General features: G+C 53.2%; 13 protein-coding genes. 6 read left to right on the top strand and 7 right to left on the bottom strand.

Annotated elements, in window-relative coordinates:
* On the top strand, nucleotides 1–427 hold a 427-nt coding region (locus INT19_RS11955; RefSeq protein ID WP_193060901.1), incomplete at its 5' end, for an alpha-ketoglutarate-dependent dioxygenase AlkB.
* A 119-nt stretch (nucleotides 428–546) separates the two neighbouring features.
* Here INT19_RS11955 and INT19_RS11960 read toward each other — a convergent pair.
* The 4 genes from INT19_RS11960 to cysP are packed head-to-tail and all read right to left on the bottom strand — an operon-like array spanning nucleotide 547 to nucleotide 4,366.
* The gene (locus INT19_RS11960; RefSeq protein ID WP_089038623.1) at nucleotides 547–1,641 is read right to left on the bottom strand and encodes a sulfate/molybdate ABC transporter ATP-binding protein; all 1,095 of its coding nucleotides are present in this window, start codon (nucleotides 1,639–1,641) and stop codon (nucleotides 547–549) included.
* Nucleotides 1,638–2,465, bottom strand: a complete 828-nt coding sequence (cysW, locus tag INT19_RS11965) for a sulfate ABC transporter permease subunit CysW (protein WP_089038622.1) — start codon at nucleotides 2,463–2,465, stop codon at nucleotides 1,638–1,640. The genes INT19_RS11960 and cysW overlap by 4 nt, the downstream gene beginning before the upstream one ends.
* Nucleotides 2,465–3,319, bottom strand: a complete 855-nt coding sequence (cysT, locus tag INT19_RS11970; RefSeq protein WP_193060902.1) for a sulfate ABC transporter permease subunit CysT — start codon at nucleotides 3,317–3,319, stop codon at nucleotides 2,465–2,467. The genes cysW and cysT overlap by 1 nt, the downstream gene beginning before the upstream one ends.
* A 9-nt stretch (nucleotides 3,320–3,328) precedes the next feature.
* A complete protein-coding gene (gene cysP, locus INT19_RS11975; RefSeq protein ID WP_193060903.1) occupies nucleotides 3,329–4,366 on the bottom strand; it encodes a thiosulfate ABC transporter substrate-binding protein CysP in 1,038 nt (345 codons plus the stop codon).
* 219 nt (nucleotides 4,367–4,585) lie between these two features.
* On the opposite strand from cysP, the gene rpe reads away from it, so the two are divergent.
* Nucleotides 4,586–5,287 (top strand): ribulose-phosphate 3-epimerase, encoded by a 702-nt coding sequence (gene rpe / locus INT19_RS11980; protein ID WP_089038619.1) that lies wholly within the window; start codon nucleotides 4,586–4,588, stop codon nucleotides 5,285–5,287.
* A 9-nt stretch (nucleotides 5,288–5,296) separates the two neighbouring features.
* Here the strand turns inward: rpe and INT19_RS11985 are convergent, their stop codons facing one another.
* Nucleotides 5,297–6,595: an NAD(P)/FAD-dependent oxidoreductase gene (locus INT19_RS11985; RefSeq protein WP_193060904.1), complete on the bottom strand. Its 1,299-nt coding sequence runs from the start codon at nucleotides 6,593–6,595 to the stop codon at nucleotides 5,297–5,299.
* Between the two features lie 152 nt (nucleotides 6,596–6,747).
* Between INT19_RS11985 and INT19_RS11990 the strand changes: the two genes are divergently transcribed.
* A complete protein-coding gene (locus INT19_RS11990; RefSeq protein WP_089038617.1) occupies nucleotides 6,748–7,416 on the top strand; it encodes a phosphoglycolate phosphatase in 669 nt (222 codons plus the stop codon).
* A gap of 26 nt (nucleotides 7,417–7,442) precedes the next feature.
* Here the strand turns inward: INT19_RS11990 and INT19_RS11995 are convergent, their stop codons facing one another.
* Nucleotides 7,443–8,366, bottom strand: coding sequence for a metal ABC transporter solute-binding protein, Zn/Mn family (locus INT19_RS11995; protein WP_193060905.1), 924 nt, complete (start codon nucleotides 8,364–8,366; stop codon nucleotides 7,443–7,445).
* Nucleotides 8,367–8,674: 308 nt separating this feature from the next.
* On the opposite strand from INT19_RS11995, the gene INT19_RS12000 reads away from it, so the two are divergent.
* Genes INT19_RS12000 through trpC form a run of 3 tightly spaced genes read left to right on the top strand, consistent with a single transcriptional unit; the run spans nucleotide 8,675 to nucleotide 11,148 of the window.
* Nucleotides 8,675–9,280 carry an anthranilate synthase component II gene (locus tag INT19_RS12000; RefSeq protein ID WP_193060906.1) on the top strand — a complete coding sequence of 202 codons (606 nt, stop codon included), beginning with the start codon at nucleotides 8,675–8,677 and terminating at the stop codon, nucleotides 9,278–9,280.
* Between the two features lie 36 nt (nucleotides 9,281–9,316).
* Nucleotides 9,317–10,336 (top strand): anthranilate phosphoribosyltransferase, encoded by a 1,020-nt coding sequence (gene trpD, locus INT19_RS12005; RefSeq protein WP_193060907.1) that lies wholly within the window; start codon nucleotides 9,317–9,319, stop codon nucleotides 10,334–10,336.
* An 8-nt stretch (nucleotides 10,337–10,344) separates the two neighbouring features.
* Nucleotides 10,345–11,148: an indole-3-glycerol phosphate synthase TrpC gene (trpC, locus tag INT19_RS12010; protein ID WP_089038614.1), complete on the top strand. Its 804-nt coding sequence runs from the start codon at nucleotides 10,345–10,347 to the stop codon at nucleotides 11,146–11,148.
* 20 nt (nucleotides 11,149–11,168) lie between these two features.
* Here the strand turns inward: trpC and INT19_RS12015 are convergent.
* On the bottom strand, nucleotides 11,169–12,026 hold an 858-nt coding region (locus tag INT19_RS12015; protein WP_193060908.1), incomplete at its 5' end, for a (Fe-S)-binding protein.

Raw genomic sequence — 12,026 nt, forward strand, 5'->3', positions numbered from 1 at the left:
GTTAGAAGTGCTTCCGGGGGCCGGTCTCACGGATTCAGGTTATACCTACTCTGGATATACCAAGATGGCGTCAGTGTGGCCTGGTTTTTTACAAGAGATTAACCAGGTAGTGGAGAGTAACTGCGGTGACGTATTTAATTCGTGCTTGTGTAACTTCTATAGTTCAGGCGCGGAAGGTATGAGTTGGCACAGTGATGCTGAAAAAGACCTGGTTGAGAATGGTGTGATTGGCGCGTTGAGCCTAGGTGGCGAAAGGAGATTTTCGTTTAAACATAAACAAACAGGGGAGAGTCTATCGCTTAATCTAGAGCACGGTAGTCTGTTGGTGATGAAAGGTGCCACGCAGCAAAACTGGCTACATAGCCTGCCTAAAACCAAGAAAGATTGTGAGCCGCGGGTGAGCCTCACGTTTAGGCAAATGCGCTAATCAACTGTTGATACAGGCTGATAGCTTATCTGTCGCGAGTGAAAGAAAGGTAGGAGGTGGCAGCTCTAAATCGGTCGCGAACTAAAACTGCCCTCTGCTTGTGCCGTTGTTGGCATGCCCTAAGCGGCGCGGCTTTGCTCCGTCACTTTTGACTCTGTTGCGGGGAAGCGGTGCCATTGCCGTGGATGGACGAAGAGGCGCTGTCCACGGCGCATCTCAAGCTGCTCAAAATCAGCATGACGCACCGTTGCAAGCCATGGCTTAGCCAGCCAGTCGGCTTCCAGCTCAACACGCACTTCAGCACCTACCGGTGAAATGGCAGTCACTGTCACCGGCAGATGACTCTCTGCACTAGGCTGCTGGGCAAGGCGCACTTCATGAGGACGTAGCAATAGCTCTTCGTTACCGTCAGGCAAGTCAACATTGAGATGGGCGTCACCGCAGGTGAGCACACCTTGGTGTACCTTGCCTTCCAAGTGGTTAACGTCGCCAAGGAATTCAAATACAAAACGATTTTTGGGCGAACGATAGAGCGTTTCAGGCGTATCAATTTGCTCGATACGTCCGTTGCTCATCACCACCACACGGTCAGAAAGTTCCAGCGCTTCTTCTTGATCGTGGGTAACAAACACGCTGGTAAAGTTAAGCTCTTCATGCAGGCGGCGTAACCAGCGTCGTAGATCCTGGCGCACCTTGGCATCCAGCGCGCCAAATGGCTCATCCAAAAGCAATACGTCAGGCTCAACGGCCAAGGCGCGGGCGAGAGAAACACGTTGCTGCTGGCCGCCAGAGAGCTGGGCAGGCAAACGGTTAGCTAAATGCTGCAGCTGAACCATTTCCAACAGCCTAAAGACGCGGGCGCGAATCTCGCCGTTGGATGGGCGGCGCTTTTTGGGCATCACGGTTAGCCCAAAGGCTACATTGTCGTACACGCTCATATGGCGGAAGAGAGCGTAGTGCTGGAAAACAAATCCAATGCGGCGATCGCGAACGTGAACGTTGGTTACATCGCGGTCGCCGAACAGTATTTTACCGGGTTGAGGAGAGCGATCAGCGCTCTCCAAGCCGGCAATAATACGCAGCAGTGTGGTTTTTCCTGAGCCAGACGGGCCAAGCAGACCGACTAGTTCGCCTTCATGAATGTCCAGGTTGATCGGCTCAAGCGCTTGAGTGTTGGCAAAGTGCTTGGCGATGTTCTGTAGGCGAATACTCATAAAAATGCCTCCTGGCGCGCTGCGCGCCATTCCAGGCCTGCCTTGGCCGCAAGGGTTAACAGGGCAATAAGGGCCAGCAGCGCGGCGCTAGAAAACGCGCCCACCGCGTTGTAATCCTGATAAAGCTGCTCTAGATGCAGCGGTAAGGTGTTGGTCTTGCCGCGAATAGCTCCGGCGACCACCGAAACGGCACCAAATTCCCCCACGGCACGCGCGTTAGTGAGGATGATCCCGTAGAGCAGTGCCCAGCGAATGTTGGGTAACGTGACACGCCGAAAGGTGGTCCAGCCGCCAGCGCCGAGGGTCACGGCGGCTTCTTCTTCTCGGGAACCTTGGGCCTGCATGAGCGGAATAAGTTCACGTGCCACAAACGGGCAGGTCACGAAAATAGTTACCATCAAAATGCCGGGCCAAGCGAACATCAGTTGAATATCGTGGGTGTCTAGCCAACTGCCAATCCAGCCATTACGGCCATATAGCAACAGATAGATAAGCCCAGCCACAACGGGGGAAACGGCAAATGGAATATCGATCAGCGTTTGTAAAATACGCCGGCCTGGGAAACTGAAGCGGGTAACCAGCCACGCCAAGGCGACACCGAATACTAGGCAAATCGGTATGGTTAATAACGCAATGACGAGCGTCAGGCCAATCGCGTGCAGGGTGAACGTATCGCTAACGTTGGCCCAAAAGACCATCACGCCTTGGGAAAACGCCTGGGCAAAAATTGCCACCAAAGGTAGCAGCAAAAATAGCGCTGACAGCAACAGAGCGGCACCAATGAGTAAACGCCGCACAGCGGGTGCATCACCTATCCGGCGCATTAGCCTGTTCCTCCATGCAAGCGGCGCACAAAGCGGCCTTGCCAAATATTGATCGCCAGCAGTAGGGTCAGTGACACAAAGAGCACGACGGAGGCAATTGCGGAGGCACCCGCGTAGTCATACTCCTGCAGTTTGACGAAAATCATCAGCGCAGTGATTTCGGTTTCGTACGGCATATTACCCGCGATAAAAATAATCGCCCCGAATTCACCTAACGAGCGCACAAAGGCTAGCCCGGTGCCAGTAACGAGAGCTGGCCATAGATGCGGCATGATCACACGCCAGAACGCCACGCCATCGGTTGCGCCAAGAGACATCGCTGCTTCATCAACTTCTGCGGGTAAATCCTCTAGCACCGGCTGTACGGTGCGCACCACGAACGGAATGCTGGTAAACGCCATGGCCAGTGCAATGCCTACCCAGGTGTAAGCTACCTGGAACCCTAGCGGCTCTAATAAGCTGCCCATCCAGCCGTTACTCGCATACAGCGTAGCGAGGGTAATACCGGCTACCGCTGTGGGAAGCGCAAAGGGCAGGTCCATTAAGGCATCTAGCAGGCGCTTGCCGGGAAATTCATAGCGAACCAGTACCCAGGCAAGTAGTAAGCCAAATACTGCATTAACCAGCGCCGCGACAGCCGCCGCTCCTATGGTGACCATGTAACTGGCTACCACACGGCCTTCGGTAATAATGGCCCAGTATTCGGTAAGGCTAAGCCCTGCCAACTGGCCAAACAGCCCGGTGATCGGGAGAAGGAGAACCAGCGAAATGAAGAGAACGCTGATCCCCATAGATAGGCCAAAGCCCGGCAGCACGCGTGCGCTGCCGGACCGCCATAATGCTAGCTGGCTCATGGGGTTCCGTTAACGACGTTGCAGTTGATCAAGTAGGGCGCCGCCTTCAAAGTGGTTTTCCATTGCTTCTTCCCAGCTACCAAACACATCTTCAACTTCAAGAAGTTCGGTATCGGGGAATTGATCGGCAAATTCGGCCACAACCGTTTCGTCGTGAACGCGATAGTTAAAGCCTGCCAGCAAGCGCTGGGTGTCTTCACGGTAGAGATACTCAAGATAACTCTGGGCAAGGTCGCTGTTGCCATTGCGCTCAGCATTTTCACCCACCACCGCAACGGGGAACTCTGCCAGAATGCTGACCGGCGGCACGATGACCTCGTAGTCGTCGCTGCCGTATTCGCCACGGATGTTGTTTACTTCTGATTCAAAGCTGATCAATACGTCGCCAATGCAGCGTTCGATAAAGCTCGTGGTGGCACCTCGGCCGCCGGTATCAAACACCGCAACATTGCGCAGGAAGGTGCGCATGAAGTCTTGAATCTTTTCTTCATCACCGTCGAATTCATTTTCCGCAAAGCCCCAAGCCGCTAGATAGGTATAGCGGCCGTTGCCGGATGTTTTAGGATTGGGAAAAACGATTTGTACGCCTTCCTTCGCGAGATCATCCCAGCTTTCGATGCCTTTCGGGTTGTCTTTACGCACCAAAAACGCCGTAGTGGAGTAGTAAGGGGAGGCGTTATTGTCGAATGCGTCTTGCCAGTCTTCGGCCACTAGGCCTGCATCTGCAAGTACTTGAACATCAGTCACCTGGTTAAAGGTAACGACATCCGCACGCAAGCCTTGCATGATCGCGCGCGCTTGTGCTGATGAGCCGCCGTGAGACTGACTAATAGCAATCTCTTCACCGTGCTCTTCTTGCCACCATGCTTGGAATTCCGGGTTGATAGCCGAAAACAGTTCACGGGCAATATCGTAAGAAGAGTTCAGTAACTCGCGCTCTTGCGCCATCGCCGTGTTTGAAACAGCGGTGACAGCCACAGTCGCGCCAACAGCGGTGGCTATCAGGCTACGGCGCAGGCCAGTGCGGAAAAAAGTAGATCGCGTCATTACAGGCTCCTTGTATATGGGGGCGATTTAATCGCAATGAGGATAAGGTTAAACCTGTGATTGTGGAATTACAATTATGTTTTATATTCTATTTGGAAATATGTATTTAAAGATATGCATTCATTGTCGGCTGAGCTTTAACGGCAGGGAGATGGGGCTTCTTAGGTGGCTCTGGTAAGATAGGGGCCTTCCTTTCCCCTGTTAACCTAGGAATGCACTATGAGCGCTGAGCAGGACTTCCTGATTGCCCCTTCGATTCTTTCCGCTAATTTCGCGCGTCTTGGTGAAGAGGTCGACAATGTGTTGGCCGCTGGAGCCGATATTGTCCATTTCGATGTCATGGATAATCACTATGTGCCGAACCTGACGATTGGGCCGATGGTCTGCAAAGCTCTGCGCCAGCACGGCGTGACGGCGCCCATAGACGTCCACTTAATGGTTAAGCCTGTAGATCGTATGATTGGCGATTTTAGTGAGGCTGGGGCGAGTTACATTACGTTTCACCCGGAAGCTTCTGAGCATGTTGATCGCTCGTTACAGCTAATACGCGATAGTGGCTGTAAAGCAGGACTGGTATTTAATCCGGCAACACCGCTTTCGTATCTCGATTATGTCATGGACAAAGTTGATATGGTGCTGTTGATGAGCGTTAACCCGGGTTTTGGCGGTCAGTCATTCATTCCCGGTACGCTGGATAAATTGCGTGAGGCGCGGGCACGTATCGATGCCTCAGGTCGCCCGATCCGCTTAGAAATCGACGGTGGGGTTAAGGTAGATAACATAGCTGATATCGCCGCTGCGGGTGCCGACACCTTCGTCGCTGGTTCAGCTATTTTTAACGCTCACCAGTCAAGCGACCCGCACGGTTACGATAGCGTTATCCAGCAAATGCGCGCCGAGTTGGCAAAGAATAACGGCTAAGCAAACAGCTTAGTGCAATTTCATACGGGGCTTTAAGTAGCGGTTTAACTTATCAACCAGCCATGCGAGCCCCGTTTTGGGTGCGCCATGAATAGAAAGTTGGTGCATTCGATAAAGTGAAGCGTAGGCTTGGCGCGCTAACCAACCCTCTAAAAACAGCCCACGAGACGCGGAACTGCGCATCAACTTTCCTACCGCATCGTAGCGGGCGAGCGACACCAGCGAACCATGGTCACGATAAGTAAAGCTTTGCAGTGGTTTGCTATCCAGGCAGTGCATCAGGTTTTTGGCGAGTAACGTTGCCTGTTGATGAGCAGCCTGTGCCCGGGGTGGCACGGAGCTGCCTTCGCCCTGAGGGCAGTCGGCGCAGTCGCCCATGGCAAAAATATAAGGGTCATCGACGCTCTGCAGCGTTTGGTGGACGTTAATCTGATTTTTCTTATTAGTGGTCAGGTCTAATTCAGCCAAAAATGGCGGTGCTTTGATGCCCGCTGCCCACACGTTCAGATCCGTTTCGATAACCTCGCCATCGCCGGTTACCAATTGATACTGCTGAGCTTCTTGAATAGCGGTACCGACGTGAACGGTGACCCCCATATTTTCCAGCTCTTGCTGCACTGTTTCACTAATACGCTCTGACAAACCGGGCAGCAGGCGGGGGGCAGCTTCGATGAGGTGTACGCTAATCGTTTGGTGGTCAACAGCGGTTACGCCGTAGGCGTTAAGCAAGCGCGAAGCATCTAGAAGCTCGGCAGAAAGCTCTACGCCCGTTGCGCCGCCGCCTACAATGCCAATGGTCAGTTCAGCGTTTTGGCGCAGCGTTGGATCGGTATAACGCAAAAAGGTATTGATCATATCGCGCTGAAACGCTTTGGCCTGCTGAGGCGAATCAATAAAGTGGCAGTGTTCCGCAACGCCCGTCGTGCCAAAATCATTTGAAATACTGCCGAGCGCTATTACTAAATAATCGTAGGTTAGTTTTCGAGAGGGAAGGATTTCAACGCCGTCTTCATCTTTGATGGGTGCTAGGTGAATGACTTTTTGTTCGCGGTCAAGGCCATTTAAAGAGCCGCGCTGGTAGCGGTAATGGTGTGTGGAAGAGTGGCCACGGTAATCCACTTCATCCATGCTGGAGTTCAATACTCCGGTAGCGAGTTCGTGTAAAAGTGGTTTCCATACATGGGTGGCATTGCGGTCTAGCAGGACAATCTCGGCGCGCTTTTTTTTGCCCAGCGTGCGTCCTAAGCGTGTTGCTAGAGCAAGTCCGCCAGCGCCGCCGCCGACGATCACAATTCGGGGGATGGTCATTACTTTCTCCTCGGATAAGATGATCACAGCATAGAGCTTTCGGGCGTGGTTGGCGACGTGCTAAGTCGGTAGGATAAAAGAATTAACGGCGATTACGTTTACTAACGGCCATTTTTTGAAAAATATTTTTACCTAGCCTAGGGAGAGAGAGCGTGCATGCCATTTTGCAGGGTAAACGGTTAATTGCATTTGATTTAGATGGCACTTTAATTGATTCGGTCCCGGATCTAGCGATAGCGGTTCAGCGCGCGCTCAGCGATGTTGGGCTGCCTGTGCCCAGTGAAGAGCATGTGCGTAACTGGGTGGGTAATGGTGCGCAGGTACTTGTCGAAAGAGCACTAACCTGGGCGTTATCAGAGGCGCCGGGGCAGGTATTACAAACCACCGCCTATGACGCTTTTATGCGCCATTACGGTGCTGCCCCCAATGCGCTAACCAGGCTCTACCCAGGCGTGCGAACAGCACTGCACGATTTGCACAAGGCGGGCTATCCGCTGGTGTTGATTACCAACAAGCCTGAGCGCTTTATTGCGCCAATTTTGAGCCATTTTGAGCTATTGGCGCTATTTGCGCACTGTGTTGGCGGTGACACGCTTGCCGAGAAAAAACCCAGCCCGTTGCCGCTACTCCATGTAGCCCAACAGCTGGATATCCCACCTTCGGCAAGTGTCATGGTAGGCGATTCACGCCACGATATCGCCGCGGGCAAAGCTGCTGGCTTTACTACCGTGGCGTTACCTTACGGCTATAACCACGGCGAGCCGATTGAGCATAGCCAGCCTGACGTGATCATTAGCTCATTGCTGGCGCTGACGGAGTAAAACAGTCGGTGATGGGGCTGTTTTTTCTAGGGCTGCTTTTCTGCCCGTGCGCCGCCTAGGTATTCATGCAGTAATTCAGCGTTATGGCGCAACATAGCAGGGTAGTTATAAGCGGGGCCGTCAGTATCACTCAAGGTATCTACGTATAAAGGCCCTGCCAGCGAAAGCTCCGTTGCTCGGGCATGTGCATCCATGTGGATATAGGGAGAGGTGCTTTCATAGAACAGTGCAGGCGGGCGTTTTTGTGAAAGCTGCATGCTCATTGCTTCCATCGCCTGTGCACTGCCAATTGTCTCACTGCCAATCCCCCAAATGGCGGCGTACTCAAAACCGTAGGCACGGGCAAAGTAAGCCATGGAGGCTTCGCTGGTAGTGAGCATGCGATTCGTTTGCGGAATGCCTTCCAAGCGCTCCCTAAGTTGATGATCTAACAGCGCCAGTGCTTCACGAGTTTCAGCGGCGCGCGTGGCAAACGCCTCAGCCTGCTCGGGATAGCGTTCGATAAGCGTTTCTTCTATCACATCAACATAAGCGGCTGCCCCTTTTGGGTCCATCCACATATGCGGATCAGCGCTGTCTCTATATTGGCCTACCGGAATCGCTAGCAGCTCATAGTCGGCACTTTCTGCAAGTGCTGTCAGCGTTAGTGAATCGTCTGCCATGGCTTCAATATGCCGTATCCATGGCTCTAGCCCATACCCGTTGTAGAAAACAATGTCAGCTTCCTCGACAGCCAGGGCATTTGGCGGTTGAAGCTCCCAGCGGTGAACATCTTCACCTGTGGGCACAATGGTTGTAATGCCGATGCTGTCGCCTGCGACACGCTTCACTAAATCTTTAATGACTGAAAACGAAGCGATGACGTTAAACGAGGTGTCTCCCAGCGCGTGAGGGCTGCTGACAGTCGTCATCAATACGAGCGTTATTATCCAGGGTGCTCGATTGTCCATGTCACGCTCCTAACGCATTAAAAAGTCGGCAGATGATAAAGACAGTCATGGCCTGTTGCCAGTTTCGTCATGCTGCCAAGTTGTTTAAACCTAGCAGGAAGGGCTAACCAGTCGCTTTAAGGATTTTTGATTACCTTGAAAAGCTCTTCATAATTTACTGATAAACTCAGTGTTTGTTCCTCACTGAAAATTACCAGAGTATTAGAAGTGCGAATGTTTTAGCCGACCCTTGGCCCTGCAAGTGGTGCTTGGGTTGGGGTATCATCCCTACCAAGGGGTTTGATTAATGTGATGGAGTAGCTGCGGCGATGGCGCAAGTGCAGGTAGTGCAACGTGTATTGATGATTGATAACTACGACAGCTTCACATTCAATATCGTCCAGTACCTGGGTGAGCTGGGTGCCGAGGTCATGACCTATCGCAACGATGAGCTTACCCTTGAACAGATTGACGCCTTAGCGCCTACTCATCTAGTCATTTCACCGGGGCCGTGTACCCCTAATGAGGCGGGCATATCGTTGGCGGCGATTGACCACTTTGCGGGTAAACTGCCTATTTTGGGGGTTTGTCTTGGGCATCAGGCGATTGGACAAGTCTACGGTGGTAAAGTGGTGCGAGCGCCCCAGGTGATGCATGGTAAAACATCTGCCGTTGTACATAGTGGGCGGGGTGTTTTTAGCGGGCTTGAAAACCCGTTAGAAGTGACCCGTTATCATTCACTCGTGGTAGACAAAACAAGCTTACCGGAGTGTTTTGAAATCACTGCCTGGACCGCAGACGATGACGTTACGCCAGGGCTGATAATGGGCTTTCGTCATCGCAGCCTGGATGTTGAAGGGGTACAGTTTCACCCTGAGTCAATACTCACGCGCCAAGGCCATGCGTTATTGGCTAACTTTTTAAAACGCGGCTGATTGCCAAATTTATACGCTTTAGGGGCTTTTCTGTTCATGCAAATGCGAGATGCAATTAACGCGGTGATGCGCCGCGAAGACCTCTCTTTCAATGCGATGCACGCGCTAATGCGCCAGATCATGACCGGCGAAGCCTCCGATGCGCAAATTGGTGGCCTGCTAGTGGGGCTTGCCATGAAAGGCGAGAGCGCCGAGGAAATTAGCGCGGCGGCACAGGTGATGCGCGAACTCATGAAGCGCGTTGAACTGCACACCGATAACGTAGTGGATATTGTCGGCACCGGCGGTGATGGTGCGAACCTGTTTAATGTTTCTACGGCGGCTAGCTTTGTGGCGGCTGCTGGGGGCGCTCATGTCGCTAAGCATGGTAACCGCAGCGTCTCTTCTTCGTCGGGCAGTGCAGACCTTTTTGATATCGCCGGCATTTACCTTGATCTTAAGCCTGAACAGGTAGCGCGCTGTATCGAACAGGTTGGCGTGGGCTTTATGTTTGCCCCCAATCATCACCCGGCTATGCGCTACGCTATCGGGCCGCGCCGGGAGATGGGCGTGCGCACGCTGTTTAACATCCTTGGCCCGTTGACTAACCCTGCAAGTGCGCTTAACCAGGTGCTGGGGGTTTACTCGCCGGAGTTAGTGCCGTTGATGGCTGAAGTGCTGCGCAAGCTTGGCAGTCGCCACGTGTTAGTGGTGTGCTCTGAAGATGGCTTGGATGAAATTTCCTTGGCGGCACCGACGCGCGTGGCTGAACTAAAAGATGACGAAATTACTGAGTACACCATCACTCCAGAAGAGTTGGGTATTGAGCGACAAAGCTTAGCTACGCTTAAAGCAGCCAGCGCTGAAGACAGCTTACGACTGGTAAAAGCCGCATTGAGTGGCGAGGGTGCGGCGGCAGATATAGTGGCCCTTAATGCGGGTGCCGCACTTTACTGCTCTGGTGTGGCCGACAGCTTAAAAGAAGGGGTGATGGTGGCCCAGGATGCGCAGGCCTCAAAGTTACCGCTAGAGAAGCTTCGAGAGCTTTCACACTTCACTAGCGTCTTTAAAAGGTAAAAAATCTAATGACTGACCAGGCAACGCCAACAATTTTAACGCGTATTTTGGCTCGTAAAGACGAAGAAGTAGCCGAGCGCCGACAAGCGGTTTCTGAAGCAGAACTGCTGGCGTTGGCTGACAAGCAAAGCGCCCCCCGTGGCTTTATTGCTGCACTGAATGCGCGTATTGCCGCTGGTGACGCAGCGGTTATCGCTGAGGTGAAAAAAGCTTCGCCTTCCAAAGGCGTGATACGTGAGGATTTTCATCCTGACGATATCGCTAAGCGTTATGCTGAGGGCGGCGCAGCCTGCTTGTCAGTATTAACGGATGCCGATTTCTTCCAGGGGCATGAAGACTTTCTGATCGCTGCCCGCGATGCCTGTGACCTTCCCGTTATTCGTAAAGATTTTATTACCCATCGCTATCAGGTAACCGAAGCGCGTGCCATCGGTGCAGACTGCATCCTGCTGATTGTTGCTGCCCTAGACGACACCCAGCTGCGCGATCTGCATCAGCAAGCCAATGCGTTAGGCATGGATGTACTGGTAGAAGTGCATGACGCCGTTGAGTTAGAGCGTGCCCTAGCGCTGGATCTAAAGCTGGTGGGCATCAACAACCGTAATTTGCATACCTTCGAGACCAGTCTGAACACCACATTAGACCTCCTGCCGCGCATTCCTGAAGGCGTCACGGTCATCACTGAATCCGGAATCCATACCCGCGATGACGTGGAGCTAATGCGCGACCATGAGGTGAACGGTTTCTTGGTTGGTGAAGCCTTTATGCGTGAAGAGGACCCTGGCCAAGCCCTCAAGCAGCTGTTTTTTTAATCAATGGTGTTAAACGCTTATTAACTTTCCCGCTTGAGGCATGTAAGTAGTGCCTGAAGCGGGTGGTGCAACGTTTGTGCTGAGTAGCGTTTCACCTGGCTACGGCAGGAGTAGCCGGTGGCGAGCAGCTTGCCCGTGTTTTCGTCGGCTTCCACCTGGGGCTGCCAGGATTGGGCATAAATGGTTTTGGAGGTTGCGACATTACGCGTTTCATGCCCGTAAGTGCCCGACATGCCGCAACACCCTGTGATGGCTAACTCCAGCTCTAAACCAAATGCCGCAAACACCTGCTGCCAAGCCTTTGGGCTGCCTGGGGCGTTGGTCTTTTCGGTGCAGTGAGACAGCAGCTTAAAGCCAGGGTCGGTTAGGTTCAGTGGGCGAGGCGCTAGCGTGTTCATACGGGTAGCCAGCCACTCTTGCAGCATGAACACCTCGGGGACCTGCTCGGCACCTAAGGCTTTCACGTACTCTTGGCGGTAGGTCAGCGTCATCGCCGGGTCGATCCCCACCATGGGTACGTCGAACTCTGCCAGTGCCCGCAGGCGCTTGGCCTGTTTTTCCGCCGTGCGCTCAAAGGCGCCTAAAAAGCCCTGCACTTGCAGCGGCTTGCCGTTGGCAGAAAATGGCATCACGAACACCCGCAGATTCAACCGCGACAGCAGTTCCACCACGTCTATCACCAGCTTGGCTTCAAAGTGGCTGGTGAAGGCATCCTGGACAATGATCACGCTGTTGGCACGCTGCTGTTCAGTCAGCAGTGCAAGCGAGGTGGGCGTAGCTTCGGCCACGCCCCAGGCGCGCAGCTGCTTTTTCACGCTGGCGCGGGAAAGCTGGGGGGAGTCGCTCATTCCCAGCCCTTGACGCATTAGGCTATCGAC

The sequence above is a fragment of the Halomonas sp. 3A7M genome (genome assembly GCF_014897875.1).
Classification (GTDB): Bacteria; Pseudomonadota; Gammaproteobacteria; order Pseudomonadales; family Halomonadaceae; genus Vreelandella.

Coding starts and splice junctions, on each gene's coding strand:
- INT19_RS12000 (WP_193060906.1), top strand. CDS start 8,675: ATGGCGCAAGTGCAGGTAGTGCAACGTGTATTGATGATTGATAACTAC.
- trpD (WP_193060907.1), top strand. CDS start 9,317: ATGCAAATGCGAGATGCAATTAACGCGGTGATGCGCCGCGAAGACCTC.
- trpC (WP_089038614.1), top strand. CDS start 10,345: ATGACTGACCAGGCAACGCCAACAATTTTAACGCGTATTTTGGCTCGT.
- cysP (WP_193060903.1), bottom strand. CDS start 4,366: ATGACGCGATCTACTTTTTTCCGCACTGGCCTGCGCCGTAGCCTGATA.
- cysW (WP_089038622.1), bottom strand. CDS start 2,465: ATGCGCCGGATAGGTGATGCACCCGCTGTGCGGCGTTTACTCATTGGT.
- INT19_RS11995 (WP_193060905.1), bottom strand. CDS start 8,366: ATGGACAATCGAGCACCCTGGATAATAACGCTCGTATTGATGACGACT.
- INT19_RS11960 (WP_089038623.1), bottom strand. CDS start 1,641: ATGAGTATTCGCCTACAGAACATCGCCAAGCACTTTGCCAACACTCAA.
- cysT (WP_193060902.1), bottom strand. CDS start 3,319: ATGAGCCAGCTAGCATTATGGCGGTCCGGCAGCGCACGCGTGCTGCCG.
- rpe (WP_089038619.1), top strand. CDS start 4,586: ATGAGCGCTGAGCAGGACTTCCTGATTGCCCCTTCGATTCTTTCCGCT.
- INT19_RS11985 (WP_193060904.1), bottom strand. CDS start 6,595: ATGACCATCCCCCGAATTGTGATCGTCGGCGGCGGCGCTGGCGGACTT.